The 19,675-nt window shown below is 59.6% G+C and carries 22 protein-coding genes; 11 read left to right on the top strand and 11 right to left on the bottom strand.

Annotated elements, in window-relative coordinates; translation table 11 throughout:
• Positions 1-20: 20 nt before the first annotated feature.
• Together lspA and CLU92_RS06820 are read right to left on the bottom strand one after the other, a co-directional pair.
• Entirely contained in the window at positions 21-1,097 is a 1,077-nt protein-coding gene (gene lspA, locus CLU92_RS06825; RefSeq protein ID WP_071080217.1) for a signal peptidase II, read from the bottom strand.
• Positions 1,094-3,496 carry a heavy metal translocating P-type ATPase gene (locus CLU92_RS06820; RefSeq protein WP_071080216.1) on the bottom strand — a complete coding sequence of 801 codons (2,403 nt, stop codon included), beginning with the start codon at positions 3,494-3,496 and terminating at the stop codon, positions 1,094-1,096. The genes lspA and CLU92_RS06820 overlap by 4 nt, the downstream gene beginning before the upstream one ends.
• A gap of 85 nt (positions 3,497-3,581) precedes the next feature.
• On the opposite strand from CLU92_RS06820, the gene cadR reads away from it, so the two are divergent.
• Positions 3,582-4,016, top strand: a complete 435-nt coding sequence (gene cadR / locus CLU92_RS06815; protein ID WP_071080215.1) for a Cd(II)/Pb(II)-responsive transcriptional regulator — start codon at positions 3,582-3,584, stop codon at positions 4,014-4,016.
• Positions 4,017-4,250: 234 nt separating this feature from the next.
• Here cadR and CLU92_RS06810 read toward each other — a convergent pair whose 3' ends face one another.
• Complete coding sequence (locus CLU92_RS06810) at positions 4,251-5,201, bottom strand: site-specific integrase (protein WP_071080214.1); 951 nt, start codon at positions 5,199-5,201, stop codon at positions 4,251-4,253.
• A gap of 252 nt (positions 5,202-5,453) precedes the next feature.
• On the opposite strand from CLU92_RS06810, the gene CLU92_RS06805 reads away from it, so the two are divergent.
• Together CLU92_RS06805 and CLU92_RS06800 are read left to right on the top strand one after the other, a co-directional pair.
• A complete protein-coding gene (locus tag CLU92_RS06805; protein WP_071080213.1) occupies positions 5,454-6,485 on the top strand; it encodes a DNA-binding protein in 1,032 nt (343 codons plus the stop codon).
• A gap of 179 nt (positions 6,486-6,664) precedes the next feature.
• Complete coding sequence (locus CLU92_RS06800) at positions 6,665-6,868, top strand: hypothetical protein (RefSeq protein WP_071080212.1); 204 nt, start codon at positions 6,665-6,667, stop codon at positions 6,866-6,868.
• Between the two features lie 125 nt (positions 6,869-6,993).
• On the opposite strand, the gene CLU92_RS28155 is transcribed toward CLU92_RS06800, so the two are convergent.
• The 3 genes from CLU92_RS28155 to CLU92_RS06785 are packed head-to-tail and all read right to left on the bottom strand — an operon-like array spanning position 6,994 to position 7,842.
• Positions 6,994-7,206 carry a GDCCVxC domain-containing (seleno)protein gene (locus tag CLU92_RS28155; RefSeq protein ID WP_081344990.1) on the bottom strand — a complete coding sequence of 71 codons (213 nt, stop codon included), beginning with the start codon at positions 7,204-7,206 and terminating at the stop codon, positions 6,994-6,996.
• A 4-nt stretch (positions 7,207-7,210) separates the two neighbouring features.
• Positions 7,211-7,486 carry a mercury resistance system periplasmic binding protein MerP gene (merP, locus tag CLU92_RS06790; protein ID WP_071080211.1) on the bottom strand — a complete coding sequence of 92 codons (276 nt, stop codon included), beginning with the start codon at positions 7,484-7,486 and terminating at the stop codon, positions 7,211-7,213.
• An 11-nt stretch (positions 7,487-7,497) separates the two neighbouring features.
• A complete protein-coding gene (locus tag CLU92_RS06785) occupies positions 7,498-7,842 on the bottom strand; it encodes a mercuric transporter MerT family protein (RefSeq protein ID WP_101481276.1) in 345 nt (114 codons plus the stop codon).
• A 65-nt stretch (positions 7,843-7,907) separates the two neighbouring features.
• On the opposite strand from CLU92_RS06785, the gene merR reads away from it, so the two are divergent.
• From merR to CLU92_RS06770, 3 genes are all read left to right on the top strand, one after another.
• Positions 7,908-8,306: an Hg(II)-responsive transcriptional regulator gene (merR, locus tag CLU92_RS06780; RefSeq protein ID WP_071080209.1), complete on the top strand. Its 399-nt coding sequence runs from the start codon at positions 7,908-7,910 to the stop codon at positions 8,304-8,306.
• A gap of 628 nt (positions 8,307-8,934) precedes the next feature.
• Positions 8,935-10,044 carry an EAL domain-containing protein gene (locus CLU92_RS06775; protein WP_257561004.1) on the top strand — a complete coding sequence of 370 codons (1,110 nt, stop codon included), beginning with the start codon at positions 8,935-8,937 and terminating at the stop codon, positions 10,042-10,044.
• On the top strand, positions 10,041-10,394 hold the full coding sequence (locus CLU92_RS06770; protein WP_101481275.1) for a hypothetical protein: 354 nt from the start codon (positions 10,041-10,043) through the stop codon (positions 10,392-10,394). Before CLU92_RS06775 ends, CLU92_RS06770 begins: the two co-directional genes overlap by 4 nt.
• Positions 10,395-10,397: 3 nt before the next feature.
• Here CLU92_RS06770 and CLU92_RS06765 read toward each other — a convergent pair whose 3' ends face one another.
• From CLU92_RS06765 to CLU92_RS06755, 3 genes are all read right to left on the bottom strand, one after another.
• Positions 10,398-11,762 (bottom strand): serine hydrolase, encoded by a 1,365-nt coding sequence (locus CLU92_RS06765; protein ID WP_101481274.1) that lies wholly within the window; start codon positions 11,760-11,762, stop codon positions 10,398-10,400.
• 131 nt (positions 11,763-11,893) lie between these two features.
• Positions 11,894-13,267 carry a serine hydrolase gene (locus CLU92_RS06760; protein WP_101481273.1) on the bottom strand — a complete coding sequence of 458 codons (1,374 nt, stop codon included), beginning with the start codon at positions 13,265-13,267 and terminating at the stop codon, positions 11,894-11,896.
• An 11-nt stretch (positions 13,268-13,278) separates the two neighbouring features.
• The gene (locus CLU92_RS06755; protein ID WP_143452555.1) at positions 13,279-14,241 is read right to left on the bottom strand and encodes a DUF535 family protein; all 963 of its coding nucleotides are present in this window, start codon (positions 14,239-14,241) and stop codon (positions 13,279-13,281) included.
• Positions 14,242-14,572: 331 nt separating this feature from the next.
• Between CLU92_RS06755 and CLU92_RS06750 the strand changes: the two genes are divergently transcribed.
• Genes CLU92_RS06750 through CLU92_RS06740 form a run of 3 tightly spaced genes read left to right on the top strand, consistent with a single transcriptional unit; the run spans position 14,573 to position 15,962 of the window.
• Positions 14,573-14,953, top strand: coding sequence for a hypothetical protein (locus tag CLU92_RS06750; protein WP_101481271.1), 381 nt, complete (start codon positions 14,573-14,575; stop codon positions 14,951-14,953).
• A gap of 14 nt (positions 14,954-14,967) precedes the next feature.
• Positions 14,968-15,402, top strand: a complete 435-nt coding sequence (locus CLU92_RS06745) for a DUF1801 domain-containing protein (RefSeq protein ID WP_101481270.1) — start codon at positions 14,968-14,970, stop codon at positions 15,400-15,402.
• The gene (locus CLU92_RS06740) at positions 15,399-15,962 is read left to right on the top strand and encodes a hypothetical protein (protein ID WP_101481269.1); all 564 of its coding nucleotides are present in this window, start codon (positions 15,399-15,401) and stop codon (positions 15,960-15,962) included. The genes CLU92_RS06745 and CLU92_RS06740 overlap by 4 nt, the downstream gene beginning before the upstream one ends.
• 203 nt (positions 15,963-16,165) lie before the next feature.
• Here CLU92_RS06740 and CLU92_RS06735 read toward each other — a convergent pair whose 3' ends face one another.
• Entirely contained in the window at positions 16,166-17,188 is a 1,023-nt protein-coding gene (locus CLU92_RS06735; protein ID WP_257561003.1) for a DNA-binding protein, read from the bottom strand.
• Between the two features lie 221 nt (positions 17,189-17,409).
• Here CLU92_RS06735 and CLU92_RS06730 point away from each other — a divergent pair, with 221 nt between their 5' ends.
• On the top strand, positions 17,410-18,429 hold the full coding sequence (locus CLU92_RS06730) for a tyrosine-type recombinase/integrase (protein ID WP_101481267.1): 1,020 nt from the start codon (positions 17,410-17,412) through the stop codon (positions 18,427-18,429).
• 55 nt (positions 18,430-18,484) lie between these two features.
• Positions 18,485-18,646 carry a hypothetical protein gene (locus tag CLU92_RS27705; protein WP_180338449.1) on the top strand — a complete coding sequence of 54 codons (162 nt, stop codon included), beginning with the start codon at positions 18,485-18,487 and terminating at the stop codon, positions 18,644-18,646.
• Positions 18,647-18,658: 12 nt separating this feature from the next.
• Here CLU92_RS27705 and CLU92_RS06725 read toward each other — a convergent pair whose 3' ends face one another.
• Entirely contained in the window at positions 18,659-19,561 is a 903-nt protein-coding gene (locus tag CLU92_RS06725) for a LysR family transcriptional regulator (RefSeq protein WP_101484539.1), read from the bottom strand.
• Positions 19,562-19,675: the final 114 nt, after the last annotated feature.

Genomic DNA, 19,675 nt, shown 5'->3' with positions numbered 1-19,675 from the left:
TTCCGGCCGCAGGGTATAGCTCAACCGGACAATTCGCCTTCTGCGGTTACACCTCTTTGGATTACAACTACCAAAAGCAAGCAGACGGCTCCGGCAGAAATTGCCACATCGGCGACATTGAAGGCGGGCCAGTGCGCGAGCCGCCAATGGAAGTCGAGGAAATCAACAACCTGTCCACGCAACACGCGATCCGCGACATTGCCAAGCGCACCACCAAGAATCAGGCTGTAGCCCGCCGCTTCAAGCCGTGGCCGTTGCTGGCACAGCATGCGTCCCAGCCAAACAGAAACGGCCAGACCCAGCGTGATGAAGAAGTAACGTTGCCAGCCGCCGGCATTCGCCAAGAAGCTGAATGCCGCGCCGGGATTCAGAACATGGACAAAGTTGAAGAAGGTGGTGACTTCGACCTGCTCACCGTAGGCAAACGTGCGGGTGATGGCGAACTTCGCGAGCTGATCGGTCATGACAGCGCTGGCGGCCATTGCAAACCAGATCCAAGTCGATGTGCGGCGAGGCAATTGCCACACAGGGGCAGCCAGCAGGGTCAGCCGCCCGGTGAGCGCCGAGCAACTTAATCCTAATACCCACCCCGCCAGCACATCGGCTGGAAAGTGCATTCCGGCTGCGATGCGCGACCAGCCGACCAGCATGGCGTACAGCATTAAACCGATGTGGCCACGACGGCCCATCAAAGGCCAGAGCGCGCCGCCCACCAGCGCGCCATAGGTAGCATGCCCGCTGGGCAGGCTGTAGTGCTGCTCAATCTCACCGATGACGCGTACCAGGTCGCCGAGAACGGCAGGCGGGCGTGGAAAGTCAAGCCATAGCTTCAAGACGGTGGTGACCAGGAAAGCCAGCAAGACGGCCGCGCTAAATCCAATAAGGCGGCGCAGAACGACCGCGCCACGCGCCGGGTTGATGGCCAACTTCGACCACCGCCACAAACCCAGCATCATCAGCGGCGCTGTCCAGTAACTCCCCACGAGGCTGAAGAACCACGCTAGCTGCCCCAGCGTGGCTGGTGTACCCGTGTTGATGGCTTGAAACAACGCGATGTTCAGGCCACCCCAGTCATAGAGAAAGAATTTCCAGCTCATCTGCGCAACAGCCTCAGGCCATTGCCAACGACGAGCAAGCTAGCCCCCATATCAGCAAACACAGCCATCCACATGGTCGCGTGACCCGTGAAGGTAAGCACCAGAAACACTGCCTTGATGCCAAGGGCCAGTACAATGTTTTGCATCAGCACCTGCGCCGTCGCACGCGACAGGCGCACGAACGTCGGAATCTTGCGCAGGTTGTCGTCCATCAGAGCCACATCGGCGGTCTCGATTGCGGTATCCGTGCCAGCAGCCCCCATTGCAAAGCCGATGTCCGCTCGTGCCAAGGCCGGGGCATCATTGATGCCATCACCGACCATGCCAACCTTGCCGTTTCTGGCAAGTTTCTCAACTTCGCGCAGTTTGTCGTCTGGGAGCAGGTTGCCTTGCGCACGGTCGATTCCGGCTTGTGCGGCAATGGCCTGTGCCGTATGGGGGTTATCGCCGGTCAGCATCATGGTTTTGATGCCCAGTGCATGCAGCTCTGCAATGGCGTTCCTGCTGCTGTCCTTGATGGTGTCCGCTACGGCGAATAAGGCATGTACCTCCTTTGCGCCTACCAACATCACGACGGTCTTGCCCGCGGTTTCCAGCGCAGCGATGCGCTGTCCCAGCTCTGGAGTGCTCTGTCCCAGCTCTTCGAGCATCCGGTGGTTGCCAAGATGGTAGGTCTCCCCGTTGATTTTACCTTGCACACCCCGACCGGGCAACGCGCTGAACTCGGCTACGTCGAATAGGGCAACTGCATCAGTCTGCGCGGCCTGTGCCACCGCTTTGGATACAGGATGGTCGGAGCGGGCAGCCAGACTGGCAGCGATGCTGCGGCTGTCCAAGGCGAGTGTATTGCCCCATGCGACGAAATCGGTCTGTGCGGGCTTGCCGTGTGTGATCGTGCCGGTCTTGTCCAAAGCCAGCCAGCGCAGCTTGCGGCCTTCTTCCAGATAGACGCCGCCCTTGATGAGAATGCCGTGGCGGGCGGCAGCGGCCAAGCCGCTGACAATGCTGACCGGTGTAGAGATTACTAGTGCGCATGGGCAGGCGACCACCAACAGAACCAATGCACGGTAGATCCAGTCGAGCCATGCCGCACCCATGAACAGCGGCGGCAACAACGCAACGGCGATGGCAACGCCAAACACAATGGGTGTGTACCAGCGGGCGAACTGATCGACAAAACGTTGGGTTGGTGCACGGCTCCCCTGAGCAGCCTCAACCGCGTGAATGATGCGGGCTAGTGTGGAGTGGCTGGCTACAGCGGTGACGCGGTACTCGAATGAACCGGATTCGTTTATGGTGCCAGCGAACACCGAATCACCGGGGGCCTTTTCGACCGGGAGGCTTTCACCCGTGATCGGGGCTTGGTTTACGGCAGAGCGGCCTTCCAGCACCTCACCATCAAGGGCGATGCGCTCACCCGGCTTGACCCGGACGCGGCTTTCAATGGCAATTTGCTTTGCACTCACCTCCCTCCATGTACCGTCAATCTGTTGCACCGTGGCCAGTTCCGGGGTCAGGTCGAGCAGGCCACGGATTGCGTTGCGGGCGCGATCCAATGACTTGGCTTCGATCACTTCGGCCAGCGCGAAGAGCACCATCACCATAGCCGCTTCGGGCCAGTGACCGATCAACATGGCACCCGTGACGGCAATCGACATCAGAGCGTTCATGTTGAGGTTACGGTTCTTGAGCGCAATCCAACCCTTCTTGTAGGTGGAGAGGCCGCCCGTGAAGACTGCGACCAGGGCCAAAGCGACGACCGACCAATGATTGCCATTGTGGAACCAGTAGACCGCCTCGGCCGCCGATGCAGTTACCAACGAGATGCCCAGCGGCCACCAGTTGGTTGGCGCGGTCAAAGGAGAAGTGGATGGTGCGGCCTCGGTCGTGTCCATCACCTGCGCCTCAAATCCAAGCGTTTGCAGAGCCGCGAGCACGTCAGGTAGAGCTTGGTCAGCATGGCGTACCGACAGCGTGCGCTGCATCAGGTTGAAATCGAGATCGGCAACCCCAGCCACGGTGCCGAGCTTGTTGCGGATCAACGCTTCTTCGGTCGGGCAATCCATCTTGGCGATGGACAGCTTGGTCTTTTTTTCGGTCGATGCCTGATCCATGCGCACGGCTTGCATACCGATGGCCGTCAGCGCTTGCTCAACGGAAGATAGCGAGGGCAATTCGTGCCGCACGGCTAAAGTGCGCTGCATCAAGTTGAAGTCGAGTCCGACTACGCCGGGCAGCCCGCCCAGCTTGCCTCGAATCAACGCCTCTTCCGTGGGGCAATCCATGTTCTCGATGCGATACACCGCTTGAGCCGATTCGGTTGTCTGCGGGACTTGTGTCGTGGGTTGGATGATCGGCTCAGTTGTGCAGCCACACCCCTTTGAAGCGCATTCGCTCATGGATAACTCCTTCAAATGTTCTATACAATCTCAATTAAAATCCCTATAGTCACTATAGAGTCAAGTAATAAATGGAGATTGAGGCATGGAAATCAGAATTGGCGATCTCGCCAAGCGCTCTGGGTGCGTGGCTGTGACCATCCGCTACTACGAAAAGGAAGGGCTGCTGCCGAAGCCGGCGCGAAGCGGTGGTAACTTCCGGCTGTACGGCGATGCTCACATTGAGCGCTTGCAATTCATTCGTCATTGCCGCTCGCTCGACATGACGTTGAGCGAGATTCGGGCGTTGTTAGGTCTGAGAGACAACCCAACGCAGGATTGTGGCGAGGTTAATGTGCTACTGGACACCCATATCCAGCAAGTGGAAGTACGTGTGGAAGCGTTGTTGCAGTTGAGGCAATACCTGCTTGTTCTGCGCGAACAGTGTTCAGGTGCTCGCCCTGTGCAGGCATGCGGCATTTTGCAAGGGTTGGGCAATTGCAATTGCCATGTTGTAAGTGCCGAACAGTCAGCCATCTGAGCAAGCCAGGGCTTCACGTGCTTAATTTTTCGTTTTCTGAGATACCCCCCATATGGGCAATAACTCGGTGCGGATAGCCGAACTGACTGAGCAGTATCGGTCGTGGGCGGCAGGTTTACGCATCAGATCGAGGCTCAGGCTGATGGCCTTTACCAAACCCATCACTTCATTCGAATCGGCCCTGCATAAGGTGCTCAGTGGATACGCGCCTTCGGTACAGCCGCAGATGTGCGATCACTTGCTCTCAGGAGGACGCAGATTTTGCTCGATGCGGTGCCGGTTAAAGGGATCTTCACTGTCGATGTAGCGGATGGCGGACTGGGCGTTTTTCCAGCCCACGTGCTCCATTAGCGTTTTGAGATCCCATCCATTGGCTGTTGCCCAGCTGGCAAAGCCGCGCCGCAGCGAGTGAGCGCTGTACAACTCAGGCGCATCAACGCCGGCTTCCTGCAGGATATTACGCAGGAGCGGTACCAGGCTATCGATGTTTAGTCCGTTATCGCTGATGTTGCCCCAGCGATCAATGGCACGAAACACCGGTCCAGCCGTCAATCTCGCCGCAGCGATCCATTCCTCATAAGCGCTGACCGGGCACAGGCGCGATAGCAACGGCACCTTGAAGTTGCCGCCCTTGAACTGGCGATCACCTTTGGTGCGCGGCAAGAAGCAAGTCATCCCTTCACCTTGCGTGATGTGAACATGCTCAATTTGCAGGCGCGTCAACTCGTCGCCGCGAAACCCGCGCCAGAAACCAAGCAGAAACAACGCTTTGTTGCGGCGGTACCGCAGCTCGGTGCCCATTTCTCCCTGGGATTGCGCGGCGTCGACGTTGGCCGTCAACCAGTGCTCGACCAGCATGAGTTGATCGATCAGAAATGGTTTTGCCCGCTTTTCCTCGGCTGGATGCAGCGTCTGGATACCGCGCAAGACCTGGCGTACTACCGGAGCTTTGGTTGGGTCTGGAAAGCCTTGGTCGAGATGCCACTGAGCTAATGCGGCCAATCGCTGACGCAGGGTGTTGACGACATGTTTGCCGGCACGATCGGCCAGGTAGCGTGCCACGCTATCGGACGTCGCCGGCAAAAAACCACCCCATTCCACTTCAAAGTCGCGGATCGCGCTTTGATAGCTTTTTCGCGTGTTCTCGCGCGTGGCGGCCTGCAGAAAGAGGTCGATATTAGACATGGCATGACAAGGGAGAAAAAGCGGGCGGGTAACGCCGGCGTGTAGATCGTAGCGAGCGGCGTAACCAATTATGTCTGGCGCTATCGGCAAATGTACAACACACGCGGCCAAAATGGCACGAAAGCAGGTCTGACACAGGATAACCTTATATTATCCTGCTTCAATTTCAAGGAAAATTTGAGCTTGAATTTCTCGAAAAATGGTATGTAATTACATGGTATGTAATCCATCATCTTATTTCGTGGAGACGCCATGGCCCGCGCCGGACTGTATCAATCTGATATCAAAAAAGCGCGCGATGCGTTGCTGGCCCAAGGGCGCTACCCCTCGGTCGACGCTGTCCGCGTTGCCTTAGGCAACACGGGGTCCAAGACCACCATCCACAAATATCTGAAAGAACTGGAGACGGAAGAAGGCTCTGGCGACGGGCGCAAGGCGCCGATCAGCGATGCCTTGCATGATATTGTGGTTCGACTGGCCGCGCGACTGCATGAAGAAGCCGACGAACGGACCTCGGCTATCGAGTCTCGGAACGCCGAGCAGGAGCGCGACCATGCCGCGGCCGTGAACAACTATGAGAAAGAACTGGCGGCGCTACAACAGCAATTGCGCCAGGCCAGGGATGACGGCATCGAGGAAATACGGACGCATACCCAAACTCGTTCCAGTCTGCAAAATGAGACCATCTTGCGCCACACAACGCAGCAGCAGGTGGCCGATTTGCAAGAGCGCCTGGTCGAAAATGAGGCGCACCGGCGGTCGCTGGAGGAAAAGCATGCCCATGCGCGCGACTCCCTGGAGCACTATCGTCAGTCAGTCAAGGAACAGCGCGATCAGGACCAGCGGCGCCATGAACAGCAGATACAGCAACTGCAAGCAGAGCTACGGCAACAGCAACAAGCCGTGGTGCTCAAACAGGAAGAAGCGACTCGATTGAACCAGGAAGGCGCTAAGTTGGTTGCCGAGCTGTCACACTACAAACAGGCGCTTTACGAGCAACAAGCGCTCGGCCGCCGGCAAGATCAAAAGATCGAGCAGCTTCATGCGGGGCAGCAGCACGCCAAAGACCTGGAACGACAACTTGCCGCCAAAGTGACTGAGAATGAGGTATTGCTGGGACAGGTGGCAGAATTGGGCATGGAGATGGGGGGACTGAAAACCCGATTCCGTGAACTCGAATTGTCCTTGGTCCAAGCTAACGCTAGAGCCGAAGCGAGCCAAGGCATCAGTGAGGAATTGCGGGGTTATCTGCATTCACTGGACCGACCACCCGCCTCAGAGTAGAGGTAGAGATTGGTCTGGACAGCCGGCCGCCAGTCTAAATGAAGAGATATTGCAACAAAAATCAGAATTAATATTCTTTAAAAACAGAAACTTAGATCAAATTTTGGGAATTTTTACAGGAATCCCGGCCGACCCTCGATACCGAGCGCCGACTTGCCAGAAAAATTGCCGAGTCGGAATTGCTGGCTGAACAGCTGAGGGACGCCAACAACGGTATGGCGCCGCTGAAGGCGCAGATCAGCGAGCTGGAGTTCATGCTCGCGCAGGCCAACGCCAAGGTTCAGGCCCAGGAGCAAATCGACGAGCACTTGCGGGCCTACCTCGACAAGATCGCAGCCACCCCAGCAACCTCAAAGACAGACCCACTGAGCATCCGCCTATGAGAAATGCCAGAATGACAATTATATAATCGTTTTTTGAGAAAATGACCGTTTTGTAATCGTTTTTGAGTCAAATTAATTGTTTTTGCGTGTTTATGTCGATCAGTAGCAGTCCATTCAGCGGCTGGTTAGCCGCAGCACCCACGCTGCAGTTGGATTGGCGGACATTTCACTGTGCCGTATGAACAGAAGACGCAACAGTCGCCGGCCTTCGGCCTCAACACGATGGCGCAGCCCGTACATTCATAATAGAACTGGCACGCATCGGTAGGCATGACTTCCTGCTTGCTTAGTCCGCAGTGCGGGCAGGACAGGGTCGATGTGAGAATTGCCTCGGCCATGGCGTTACTTCCCGACCGTGGACGGGAAGCCCGCATCGGTGGTTGACTTGGTCAGCAGCGCGATATTGGCCTTGTCCGCATCCAGATGCACCGTTGCGGTCTTGTGCTCGAAATCGATCTTCACATCATTCACACCTGGAACCTGCTCCAGCGCTTTTTTGACGGTGATCGGGCATGCCGGACAAGTCATATTCTGGACATGGAGGGTGACGGTTTTCGGCGAACTGGCGAAAACCGATCCAGCCAGTAGCAGCGAGAAAATGAAGGTGGGGATGCGCATAGAATATCCTTTCAATAGAACAGCGGGGCATACAAGGGAAATGCCAGCAGCAGTATCACTGGCAACGTAACGAGCCAGTACAGGATGCGTTGGTTCCTGATGACTCGATCTGCAGCGCACGCGTCACCCGGCGCGCAAGCGCGTCGACGCACATAGAGATTGTAGAAGGCCAGGCCGAGAAGCAGCAGCGTCAGGCCGGTGAAATAAGGACTGTACAGCTCAAATGCGATAAGGCGCGACGCCCAACCACCGCCGACGCCAAGCATCAGCAGGACGAGCGGGCCGGCGCAGCATGCGGATGCGCCAAGCGCCGCCAATACCCCAGCGGCCAGAGTGCCTTTCGTTCCGATCGTCATAGTGATTCCAATTGGTTTTACACGAGAATAGGATAAACTCCGTACATAGATACGGAGTCAAGTGCATGATCGAGAAAATGACCATCGGCCGTTTGGCCAGCGCCGCCGGCGTGAACGTGGAAACAATCCGGTTTTACCAGCGTAGCGGGCTAATCGACGAACCGGCGCGGCCGCACGGAGGCTACCGGACCTATGGAGAAGAAGACATCCGTCGGATTCGGTTCATCAAGCGCGCGCAGCTACTTGGCTTCACGCTCGATGAAATTACGAGCTTGCTCAAACTGGAAGGTTCGCTGGCCTGCATCGGCACGCGCGATCTGGCTGCCAGGAAGCTTGCCATGGTGGAGTCCAAATTGGCCGATCTGCAGGCGATGAAAATCGCTCTCACAGGCATGGTTGCTCGGTGCGACAACGAGGAACGGGACGAATGGTGCCCAATCATTCAGGCGCTGATCGACGACTGAAATGCAAACCCTTATAGCCCAGACACGAAAAGCCGTTGAGGCCGAGCTGTACTACCATAATGCCATCATATGATAAGGACCTTCGAAACAAAAGTTGGGTGCGGATCACTTGGCGTTTTCTTAAAAGGACTTTTGTGAGAGCGAGAATCTATCTTGTCGATGATGCATTAGTTGCGGACTGCGAAAGCGGCCTTCGTTTATCGCACTCTGATGCCACTGAACTGGCTGATCTTCTTTGGACAAACGATGTGACATCGGAAGAAGTATCCATGATTGACTGGCATGAGGACGTAGAGCGTGCTCCTCTGTCCGGGCACAAGATAGCCATCTATCAGCGTCTACGCCTGCAAGAGCAATCATTGGAGTGACAGCCGGCTTGGCGCAAGGGCAGGAGTTGATTAAGTAGCACAGCGGGAGTGCTCAAAATGCTGTCGGCGCACATGTAGATTGGATAGACCACAGGACCCACGACATAGAAGTCTATCCGTTTATAAAAAAACATCAATGGGAGGCTATTGTATCCACGGGGGATAGAGAATTGTGTCGATTTACTATTTCTTTCCATGTAATCAATAGCTTAGTTAGCTTTTCGCGAAAAAAACCACAATCCCGGCCGACCCTCTATAAGGTGCTGATCGATCCCGTGCGCTTTTCCGACGTCATCGTCGACAGCGATATCCAGATGGCCGTGGCCATCGGCAAGGGTGGCGTGCTCGACACCTTGCACCATCCCGATCCCGCGCTGGTGCAAGCCTTGCTCGCCGGCCAGCCAGGGGCGGGCGGCGCCACCGAGGACGGCAGCATCCATGCCATGCTGTACCGCGACGGCTTGACGGCCGTCATGATCGAGCCGCGCAGCAAGCTGAACGACAGGCTGCGGCGCGAACAGCTGCTGCTTTTGCCGCTGGGCCTGCTGATGGCCGCCTTCATCGTCGGCATCGTCGTGTGGCTGTCGCGCCGCCGTTTGTCGCTGATGGGAGAACTGAAGATCGCCATCGAGCGGCGCGAATTCTTTGTCCACTATCAACCCATCATCGCGCTCGACACGGGCGTGTGCGTGGGCGCCGAAGCGCTGATACGCTGGCGCCGTCCCGATGGCAGCATGATAAGGCCTGACCTGTTCATCCCCGTTGCCGAAGAAAGCGAGCTGATACTGCCCATCACCGACCAGGTCATCGCATGCGTCATCGCCGACATGCGCGCCGCGCTGCTGGCCGACCGCGATCTGCACATCGCCATCAACCTGTGCGCCAGCGATATCGAAACGGGCAGGGTGCTCGACGTGCTCGAGCGTGCGCTGGACGGCACAGGCATCGAGGCGCAGCAGATCTGGCTGGAAGCAACGGAACGGGGCTTCATCAACGTGGAAGCGGCCCGCGCCACCATCGACAAGGCGAGAGCACGCGGCCACGCCGTGGCCATCGACGACTTCGGTACGGGATACTCCAGCCTGTCGAGCTTGCAAAACCTGCCGCTCGACGCCCTGAAAATCGACAAATCCTTCGTCGACACCATCGGCACGGACGCCGCCACCAGCAGCGTCACGCCGCACATCATCGCCATGGCCCGCACCTTGAACATGCTGATCGTGGCCGAAGGCATAGAAACGCAGCAGCAAGCCGATTATTTGCTGGAACGCAAAGTCGAATTCGGCCAGGGCTGGCTGTTTGCCAAAGCGCTGCCGGCTGCAGAATTCCTCACTTTTTACCGGGCGCGCCGCGCGCCATCGTCCACATGAAACAGGCAAACTTCCCTTATCCGCTACAGCCGCTGCGCGTGCCCGGTGGCTGGCACATCACCGTCAATACCCTGTTCGAGGTGGAACCGGGCCCGGACACCATGCAGTGGTTCAGCAGCGCGCTGCTGCTGTGGGGCCATAGTCGCGATAGCGGCTACTGCTTCAATTCGCACTTCGAGCCGGAAGACGATCCAGACGGTGAATTCGTGCTGGAAATGGGCAAGGTGGACTATGACCGCCACGGCAAAGCCGTCAAGGGCAGCGAGGTGTTCCTTGGGGAATGGCGCACGCGCAGCAAGGCGGCGTTTGTTGAACGGGTCGAGCAATTCATGCAAGACCCGGCAGCTTGAGTTTTACTGTTTGCGCGCCAAGACCACGTCCTGCCCGCCTTGCTTGAGCACGGCGCTGACGATCTTGCCCGTGGCGTCGCGCGTAAAGGTCAGCTCCGCCTCGATGGCGCGGAAGAAAAACTGGTCTTTTGCGCTGGCAAACAGGGGCGCCGAGCCGACGCCCGTGCCGGCCGCTTCCAGCCCATGCTTGCCCTGACTCACCGTCAAGGTGAAATGTTCCTCAGGGGAATGCTCGAGCACATAGTCGGCCACGTATTCAGCCAACGCTGCGCGCGGCAGCTCGATGGCGGCTAGCGGCTTTTTCAGGGGTGGCAAGGGCGTGCCAGGCAGCAAGGCGGACAAGCCCAGGGCGTCGACGGTGCGCGCCGTGTTCGTCAGCACTACTACCCCCCGCTTGCCATCCGTGGTAAATGCCGCATAGCTGGTGTAGCCGCCTGTCTGCCCGCTGTGCCAGGCGTAGCTTTGTCCCTGTTGCTGCTCCAGCAGCCAGGCCAGTCCGATTTTTGTGTCGCTGTCCGGCGCCAGCGGACGCTGCGGCTTGATCGCCAGCGCATACGGACGCAGCGGCTTGAACATGTAGGCTTGCAGATAGGCAACCATGTCGCGCGCGCTCGAATACACGCCGCCGGCCGGCGCCACCACGTTCAAGTCCCAGGCCGGCGTCGGTTCGCCCGACAGCTGGTGGCCGGGCGCCAGGCGCGCCAGCATCCCGTGGGTGGGCGTGTTCGAGGTCGAGCGCATGCCCAAGGGCACGGCGATGCGCGACTGCAGCAGCGCTTCATAACTGCTGCCCGCCTGCGTAGCCAGGGCTGTGCCCAGCACGGCATAGCCTATATTCGAATAGTCAAAGGCGCTGCCGGGGGCGCGCGGCAGATGGTAGGCGGCGAGAAACTGCCGCTGTTTGGCGTCCGTGTAATCTGCATACGGATTGGCGGGGTCTTTCGGCGCGAAGTTGTCGGGCAGGCGTGGCAGCGCGGAGTAATGCGTGGCCAGGTCGAGCAGGCTGATCGTCTTGCCCTCGAACGCAGGCACCGTATATCCGGGCAATAATGCCGCTACCGGCTCGTCGAGTTTCACTTTGCCTTCGACGACGGCATCAGCCAGCAGCAAGGCCGTCATGGTCTTGGTGACGGAGCCGATCTGGTAGACGGTGTCGGCGCCCGGTTTGATGTTCTTGCCGGCATGTACGCTGCCAAAGCCGTACACGGCACTGTGCTTGCCCTCGATCACGGCGATGACAATGCTGGCGTGCATGCCCGTGCGCGTGAGTTCTTCCGCGCGCTGGCGTACGGCGTCGTCGAGGGTGGGGGCGGCCAGGGCGCTGCTGCCGATGAGGCAAAGGGGGAGAAGGGCGAAAGTGGGTGTCATGGGAACCTTGTCCAGGGTGGGCCGAATACAGGCCAGCGCCTGGATAAGGTGGCTGGCATGCGCTGGGAAGGATACGGCGCCAACATGAAGGCCGCCTGAGTTTTATGCCACTTTTTCTGATTTGGCAATATTCAGGGTTTTCGCTTGCCCGGCATCGCCTGGCCATTCTGGTGCAGGACGACGCCCGTGATGGCGCCCTGGGCATCGCGCTGGAATACCAGTTGCGCTTCGACCACCTTGTAAAAGAAGGTGTCTTTCGCGCTGGCGTACACGGGGGCTTCGGGCTGGCCCGTGGCGCCCACCAGCAAACCGTCCGGACCCTGGCGCACGCTGAGGACAAACGTGGGCGCCAGCGCATACTGGCCCGCATATTGGGCCAGTTCGGCGGGGGCGACGGCGATTTCCTTCCGCGCCGGGGCATTTGGCGGCGGCAGGTTGCCGGGTAGCAGCACGCCCACACCCAGCCCATCGACGTCGCGTGCCGTGCTGCTCAGCACCACGACGCCCCGCTTGCCATCCAGGGTGTAGCCGGCAAAGCTGGCATAGCCGCCCGTCTGCCCGTTATGCCAGGCAAAAGGCTGGCCCTTGACCTGGTCGAGCATCCACGCCAGGCCGATCTTTTTCACGCCATCGCCATCGCCTTCGCCGGCCAGTACCCGGCGCGGCTGCACGGCCAGTTGCTGCGCGGGACTGGTCGCCCGCATGTACGATTGCATGTAGGCAATCATATCGCGGGCGCTGGAACGCACGGCGCCAGCCCCTGCGATGGCCTGGAAGTCCCAGTTCTCGGCCGGCTTGCCGTCGGCAAGGTGGCCCGGCGCCAGACGCACGCGCAGGGCGGGCGTCGTCACTGCCGAGCTGCTGGCCATGCCCAGCGGACGGAAAATACGCGCTTGCAGCAGTTCTTCGTAAGACATATTGGCTTGCGTGGCCAATGCCGTGCCCAGCAAGCCATACGCCAGGTTCGAGTATTCATACGCGGCGCCCGGCGCGCGCGCCAGCGCATGGCCGGCCAAAAAAGTGCGCAACTGGCCTTCGGCATAGTCGCCGTAGGGATTGCGCATGTCCGCCGGCGCCAGATTGGCGGGCAGGCGGGGCAAGCCGGAAAAGTGAGTGGCCAGTTGGCCTACAGTAATTTTTTGGCTCGCCAGCGCGGGGATGGCGTAGGCTGGTAGCAGTTCGGCCACCGGCTGTTCCAGCTGCGCCTTGCCTGCCACGATGGCGTCGGCCAGCAGCAAGCCCGTCATGGTTTTCGTCACGGAGCCGATTTCATACACGGTATCCGCATCGGGCACGCCTTTGTCGCCGGGCCGCGCGCGGCCGAAGCCGTACACGGCGCTGTCCTTGCCGTCGATCACGGCGATGACCAGGCTCGCATGCTTGCCGTCACGCACCAATGCTTCTGCCCGTTCACGCACGGCGGCATCGAGGGCGGGGGCGGCCAGGGTGGCGGCGCTGGACAGGGACAGCATGGGTAGCAGCAGGGTGCGTAAGCGTGGGAGCATCGTCGATTCCGTCAGGTATGTGATTGATGGGAGTACAGCATAACAGTTTCATTGACAAGATGGCCGTTTTGGCAAGATGGCGCGGTGATCATGGCCGCTAGCTGCGCGCGCATGTCGGCGGCCATGCCGAACAACAATTCGCCACGCCGGCGCGCATCGGCGCGTTTCTTGGACGGCACCTCGGCCATGTCGGGCACCCGGTAGGGCGCGCAAGGCAAGTGATAATTACCGTCGCGCATGCGCAAGGCGTGCAATTCCTGCCACGCCAGGTCATAGTCGGCGGCGATATGGCGGCGCCGGCGCGCATTCAGGGCGATGCGGTTGTCATTGCAGATCAAAAACAGGTTATTGCAAGCAAAAAAATCGCCGAAATCGCGCAAGGCCGTCACCATCAGGTTTTTCGGACGGCAACCGTGCAAGGCCCGCGTGGCGTCCTTGACAGCCAGCTTGCCCGCCTCGGAGCGCAAGCCTTGCAGCGCCCCCAGCTGCAAGGACACGCCATCGGCGCGCGGCAGGAACAAAAAACTGGCCAGGTACAGGGGCTGGCCGTCGCGTGTCAAGCGCAGGCACAGTTCGCCTTCGCGGTAGCTGTCGTGGATGGCCGTCAACTGCAAGCGGTACAGCGCCCCATCCTTGCCTTCGAACGCGGCCAGCACCACGGGCAGGCGCGCGGCGCGCTCGACCAGCGTGCGCGCGCCTGCCTGCCACAGGAAGCGATAGTGCCCTTCCAGCAAGGCCAGGCGATCTGCGCAAGCAAGCTGGCGCGAGGCATAAGGGCGGTAAATCTTGAAGCGCAAGCACGGATGCAGCTGCGCCAGAGAGTTCAAGCCGGGCATGCTGCCCAGGAAGGCTTGCCAGCGTGTGCGCTGGCGGGGGAAGAAAAGGGCGCCCAGCGCCGCTTTCAGGCGGTGCCCGCTGGCGCGATGTGGCGCCACGGCGGTGCCGTGGCACAAGGTTAAAGCGATGTCATTCATGGTTTTGCCGGGAAATGGCAGGCGCTGCACAATGAGAGCCTTGCCAGTTTGAATGCTACGCGGGCAAGGTGAAGTTCATATTAAGAAGCTATCCCCGTGGGTACTTAGAGGATGACAACTAAACATTTGCCTTCTGGTAATATGCACAGTTATGCTCGCGGCACCTGGACTCCATGATGGATGCCTTTCATGCACCGCCGCCATGTGCTTGCCATCCCCGCCTTGCTTGCCGCCCCGGGCGTCCAGGCGCAAGGCCGCAAGGCAGATCCTTTGGCGTCATTGGCACAATGCATCAATCGCAGCGAGTTCAAGGTCAAGGCGCAAGAGCAGCTTGCTTTTCGCGAACCTGAAGATCGAACGCAGCGCCGAAGGCCAGTTTGCCGCCGACCGCGAGACCGTCGCGGCGCAGATGCAGGAAATGGCCGCCACGGGCAAGCCGCCGCAGCAGCTGCCTCTGGAAACGGACGCGCGCGATGGCGTGGAAGTGCCAGGATTGCATAGCGCCAGTATCGCGCAGGCACCGGGTATCATCAGTCTGTATTGGCTGCTGCACGCCGCCAGCCGCACGGTCGCCACCGCCTGCATACAGAACCAGCCTGCCGATCTGCGTGACTTTTCGACGGATGGGCGATACCAGGCCTTGCGCGACCAGTTCCTTGCCTCCCTGGTCAGTTGCATGGCCTGTACGGCACTTAAGGCGTACGCGCATTGAAGGAGATACCAGCCATGAAAAAGGCAGCAGCGGGCAAGCCGCCCGACGATGACGCCGCGAACGCAGGGCCCGCCGCCAGTCTGATCGACGCGAAGATCGCCTCGCTGGCGGACTGGCGCGGGAAGACCCTGGCCAGCGTGCGCGCACTGATCCACGAGGCGGACCCGGACGTGGTCGAAGAAGTCAAATGGCGCGGCGTGCCCGTCTGGTCGCACGCGGGCATGATTTGCACGGGCGAAACCTATCAACTGGCTGTCAAGCTCACCTTCGCCAAGGGCGCCGCCTTGCCCGATCCGGCCCGCCTGTTCAATGCCAGCCTGGACGGCAACACGCGCCGCGCCATCGACATACACGAAGGCGGGCACCTCGACACTGCGGCGTTCAAGGCGCTGATACGCGCCGCGGTGGCCGCAAATACGGCGCCAAAACCAAAACGGACTTCTACTTGAGACATTATCTGTATATCTGGCACGAGCCGGCCGAACGCATGCTGGTTGCTTCGGGCATCGAGTTCAAAGACTTTATCCCCGCCCTCGGCAAGGCGGACGGCATCGTGCTGCGCACGGGCAGCGCCGGGACGGCCAGGAAACCTGGCCGCTACCAGACCTTGGCGCGGCAGCAACTGCCGGCCATGGCGCACGAAGACCTGTACGCCTGCGGCAGCCATGCCTGGGCCGATTGGCACAGGGATTGCCAGGGCAAGCCGCCTGCTTCCCTTGAGGCGGACGTGGCCGCGATGCTCGACCATCGCGGCGCCCTCACGCCGCTGCCGTCCCTGCGCAGCCGCTTTCTCGCCTTTGCCCATGACGACGGCTGGTATTTGAAACTTTTCTATGCGGCGTGGGATGACGTGGCAGCGATGCTCACGGGCGTCATCCCGCCAGCGCTGGGCACGCTCGACATGGATGCGCTGCAACGGGGAGGTGACGGCTACTGGCTGCAAGACGGCAAGGTCGACCTTGAACTGCCTAGCCACGATATCGACAGCGTGCTGAACCGCCGCCTGTAGCAGTTGCTGGCCAATACGGGGCTGCCACTTGTATCCGAAAGCGAGAGTGACGCGTCAGATTAGCTTCAGATTGGACGTGGCGCAAAGTGAACACTGCGCTTCGCCTGCACGCAGCACGCCGCCTGGCAGCGCTTTCAGTCATTGTTCGCTGGCCAGGCCCGACCTGGCTGGCACCGTCAATATCCCATGCCACGCAAACCGGTTCAACCATCACGTTTCTCCTTGCTATCCATGAGCAGGGCCAGCCTGGCCGCCATGCCGGCATTGTCGCGCAACAAACCATCGCGCTCCTGCGCCAGGCTTTCTATCTTCTGCTGCGATGCCTGTGTATTTTCCGCCAGCATGTCGAGCTGCCGGTCTTGCGCGGCGAGCGCGACCTTGGCGTCATTCAGCGCCAGCAAGGCCGTGTCGAGCTTGGCCAGCAAGGCGTCGGCGGACGCGGCCGCCTGCAAGTATTGAAATTCGAACTGGTCGCGCTCGGGACGCACGCTGGCCAGCGCTTCGCGGTCGGCGGTCGCTACGCTGGATAAATGCGCGTGTTCCGCCTGCAGTTGCGCCAGGCGCATGTCTTGCTGCACCAGGGCCGCTTGCTGGCCTTGCAGGCGCTGTTGCAGCTGCGCGTTGTCCTGTTCCAGCCGGCTGATCCGTTGCTGTGCCTCCGCCCGTTCCTCGCTGCGTTGTGCGGCTGCCGCTTCCTGGTAATGGTCGAACTGCGAGCGCACTTGCGCCAGCTGGCGGTTGAGGGCGGCGATTTCTTCGCTGCGGTCGGCCAGGCGCTGCGTCAGGCCCGCGTTATCGCTGTGCAAGGTGGCCAGGGTGACAGCGCGAAAATGGTGTTCTTCCTTCAGTTGTGCAAGCGCATGCTGGGTGGCGCGCAACTCCTGGGTGAGGGCGGCGCGCGCCTCCGTCAGTTTCAGTCCTTCGTTTTCCGTCTTCTTCAGCTTTTCCAGCGCCGCATCGAGTTCGGCGCGGTTTTGCTGCATGCCCGTTTCCAGCTGGTGCGCCACGTCGCGCTGCTGCTTGTCATAGACGCCGCGCATTGCTTCCATCAGTTCGGCCGGCAAGCCTGCCTCCGTTTTCACGGCGCCCGCGCCCTGGAACTCTTCCTTCCAACGTTTCAGCAGGGGCGCGATGGTGCTCTTGCTGCCCGTGCTGCCCAGTGCTTCGCGCACGCTGTCGACCGTGGGATTGCGCCCATCGGCAGCGACGATTTGAGCTGCTTTCATAACATCAGAGTACAAAATGCCGGTGCGGGCCATAAAACCACCTATGAGCGAAATTTAGTAACGTATTACATGATACGTAATATGGCATTATATTACGATAGAAATTTTGCATATTTTTTAGAAATATAAGTTGCGATAAGATTGCTTATCACGTGTTATGGGGGTGTTTTGCATGCTATTCTGCGTACCTCACAGTACAAAACCACGATTTCGCTGCCGCCATGCCTGATTTACCCCTCCCGAAACGCCGTGTTGTCGTACCGAAAAGCGTCGCCGTCGCCGCTGCGCCATTACGCGGCACCCTGATCGATGCCGAGCTTGCCGCGCGCCACCAGGCTTTTATTGCGGCCGCCACGTCCGAAAATACGCGCCGCACCTACCGTTCTGCCATCCGCCACTTCCAGGGCTGGGGCGGGGCGCTGCCTGCGGACGAGTCCACCGTCATCCGCTACCTGCTGGCCTATGCGGATAGCCTGAACGCGCGCACCCTGGCCCTGCGTTTGACGGCTCTGTCGCAATGGCATGTGTACCAGGGCTTTGCCGACCCCGCGTCCACGCCCACCGTGCGCAAGACCCTGGCCGGCATCGCCCGCCTGCATGGCAAGCCGAAGAAGAAGGCCAAGGCTTTGCCTTTGGAAGATTTGGAAGTAATTGTCGCCAAACTGGCCGCGCTGGGCAGCGTCAAGGCCCTGCGCGACAGCGCGCTGCTGCAACTAGGCTTTTTTGGAGGGTTTCGCCGCAGCGAATTGGTGGGATTGATGCTGGAAGACGTGAGCTGGGAACCGCAGGGCATGGTGATCACCTTGCCCCGCTCGAAAACGGACCAATTGGGGGAGGGCATCGTCAAGGCGATCCCGTTTGGCGACGGCGTTTGCTGCCCAGCCACGGCCCTGCGCGCCTGGCTGGCCGCCGCGCATATCCGCACAGGACCGCTCTTGCGCCCCGTCAATCAGTGGGGCCACGTGAGCATGAAAGAATTACACGCGAGCAGCATCAATACGATCTTGGCAAGCTGCGCCGGGTTGGCGGCGCTCGATTACGTGCCGGAACTATCGAGCCACAGCCTGCGCCGCGGCATGGCCACCAGCGCGCACCGGGCAGGCGCCGATTTCCAGGCCATCAAGCGCCAGGGCGGCTGGCGCCACGACGGCACCGTGCATGGCTATATAGAAGAGGCGGGGCGCTTCGAGGAAAATGCGGCGGGCAGTTTATTGAAGGGAAAGAAGAAGCCGGCGGGCTGAAGGCGCCCGACAAGACCTTGCTGCGTGCCTACAGAAGGAGTGAAAGGAACGCTTGATGAAGGTCTGCCCGTCTACCATGGCCGATGCGCAATCTGCGAAATCGGCTAGCTTCGGCCCGAAGCGGACCATGAAGCTTGGCAGTTTACTTCTGATGAAAGCGCTGATGAAATTGAACAAGGGGGCGAACAGGGTTGGCATTGGGGCATTTGCTGATTGACCCAGCGAAACATTAAGACTTTGCCGCCCAGCCCCTTAATTGGTCAATAAACCAGCTGCCGGCAGGCCCTGGCGGAGAGGCTGCCTGATGAACGGCCGACATGGACAAAGGGTAGCCGGAACGAGGCATCCCCTCCACCTCGAGCACAACTAGCTCCCCAACATCGATATCGTGTTCGACCATGTGGAGCGGCATACTTCCCCAGCCCACGCAATCTTTGAGAAACGCATACTTCGTCGATAGGTCGGCAAGTCTCCACGTTACGGGTGACATCACGCCATAGTCTTTCCCGCCCATCAAATCAGAACGGTCAGTCAGCACCAACTGAACATACTTGCTCAGCTCACTCTTCGGGATTTCCTTGTCAAATTGAGCAAGCGGATGCTTGGCTGACGCGACCACCACGAGCGGTACTTCGCCCAGACGTACACTAAGCAGCGAGGGAAATGAGACGGGAAGAGCTGCCAATATACCTAAGCTGCAACGGCCATCCAACACTGGCTGATAGCCCGCTCCCAAGCCCTCGACAAAAAGCCGCAACGGTGTGAACGGGAAACGCTCGGAAAAGGCCTTTACTGCCGCGCTGACTACAGCGGTCGGGAAGAAAACATCAATGACAACAGAGAGTTCCGCCTCAAGCCCTCCGCTCATCATTTTTGCTCGTGCCTTAAGCGCGTCCACTCCGGCCACAATGTTGCGAGCATCTGCCAGCAAGACCGTGCCCTCTGGCGTCAGCTTGGGAAATCGGCCCGTCCGGTCAAATAGAACGACACCGATTTGGCCTTCAAGGCTGCTAACCCAGCCGCTCACGGCAGATTGCACTCGATTTAACTTGCGGGCCGCTGCTGAAAAGCTCCCTTCGTCGACCGCCGTGATGAAGGTTCTTAGTTGATCTAAGGAAACCCCGTCTAACATGCTGTATTCCTCCATCTCGATTATAGATACTTCGCATCTCAATATATCATCTTTTCAGAGTATGGATTGCGGAGCATCATGTCTTTCATCGAAACGGCAATCAAGCCGCGATTG

It is taken from the genome of Janthinobacterium sp. 61, from assembly GCF_002846335.1.
Classification (GTDB): Bacteria; Pseudomonadota; Gammaproteobacteria; order Burkholderiales; family Burkholderiaceae_D; genus Janthinobacterium.
The sequence above is the reverse complement of the archived record's forward strand: the minus strand, read 5'-3'. Positions and strand labels throughout refer to the sequence as shown.

What these genes read in the sequence shown, in the direction of transcription:
- merP (WP_071080211.1), bottom strand. Translation starts at nt 7,486, where the DNA reads ATGCGCATCCCCACCTTCATTTTCTCGCTGCTACTGGCTGGATCGGTT.
- cadR (WP_071080215.1), top strand. Translation starts at nt 3,582, where the DNA reads ATGGAAATCAGAATTGGCGATCTCGCCAAGCGCTCTGGGTGCGTGGCT.
- merR (WP_071080209.1), top strand. Translation starts at nt 7,908, where the DNA reads ATGATCGAGAAAATGACCATCGGCCGTTTGGCCAGCGCCGCCGGCGTG.
- CLU92_RS06735 (WP_257561003.1), bottom strand. Translation starts at nt 17,188, where the DNA reads ATGAAAGCAGCTCAAATCGTCGCTGCCGATGGGCGCAATCCCACGGTC.
- CLU92_RS06765 (WP_101481274.1), bottom strand. Translation starts at nt 11,762, where the DNA reads ATGACACCCACTTTCGCCCTTCTCCCCCTTTGCCTCATCGGCAGCAGC.
- CLU92_RS06730 (WP_101481267.1), top strand. Translation starts at nt 17,410, where the DNA reads ATGCCTGATTTACCCCTCCCGAAACGCCGTGTTGTCGTACCGAAAAGC.
- CLU92_RS06745 (WP_101481270.1), top strand. Translation starts at nt 14,968, where the DNA reads ATGAAAAAGGCAGCAGCGGGCAAGCCGCCCGACGATGACGCCGCGAAC.
- CLU92_RS27705 (WP_180338449.1), top strand. Translation starts at nt 18,485, where the DNA reads ATGAAGGTCTGCCCGTCTACCATGGCCGATGCGCAATCTGCGAAATCG.
- CLU92_RS06805 (WP_071080213.1), top strand. Translation starts at nt 5,454, where the DNA reads ATGGCCCGCGCCGGACTGTATCAATCTGATATCAAAAAAGCGCGCGAT.
- CLU92_RS06760 (WP_101481273.1), bottom strand. Translation starts at nt 13,267, where the DNA reads ATGCTCCCACGCTTACGCACCCTGCTGCTACCCATGCTGTCCCTGTCC.
- CLU92_RS06820 (WP_071080216.1), bottom strand. Translation starts at nt 3,496, where the DNA reads ATGAGCGAATGCGCTTCAAAGGGGTGTGGCTGCACAACTGAGCCGATC.
- CLU92_RS28155 (WP_081344990.1), bottom strand. Translation starts at nt 7,206, where the DNA reads ATGGCCGAGGCAATTCTCACATCGACCCTGTCCTGCCCGCACTGCGGA.
- lspA (WP_071080217.1), bottom strand. Translation starts at nt 1,097, where the DNA reads ATGAGCTGGAAATTCTTTCTCTATGACTGGGGTGGCCTGAACATCGCG.
- CLU92_RS06785 (WP_101481276.1), bottom strand. Translation starts at nt 7,842, where the DNA reads ATGACGATCGGAACGAAAGGCACTCTGGCCGCTGGGGTATTGGCGGCG.
- CLU92_RS06725 (WP_101484539.1), bottom strand. Translation starts at nt 19,561, where the DNA reads ATGTTAGACGGGGTTTCCTTAGATCAACTAAGAACCTTCATCACGGCG.
- CLU92_RS06810 (WP_071080214.1), bottom strand. Translation starts at nt 5,201, where the DNA reads ATGTCTAATATCGACCTCTTTCTGCAGGCCGCCACGCGCGAGAACACG.
- CLU92_RS06770 (WP_101481275.1), top strand. Translation starts at nt 10,041, where the DNA reads ATGAAACAGGCAAACTTCCCTTATCCGCTACAGCCGCTGCGCGTGCCC.
- CLU92_RS06755 (WP_143452555.1), bottom strand. Translation starts at nt 14,241, where the DNA reads ATGAATGACATCGCTTTAACCTTGTGCCACGGCACCGCCGTGGCGCCA.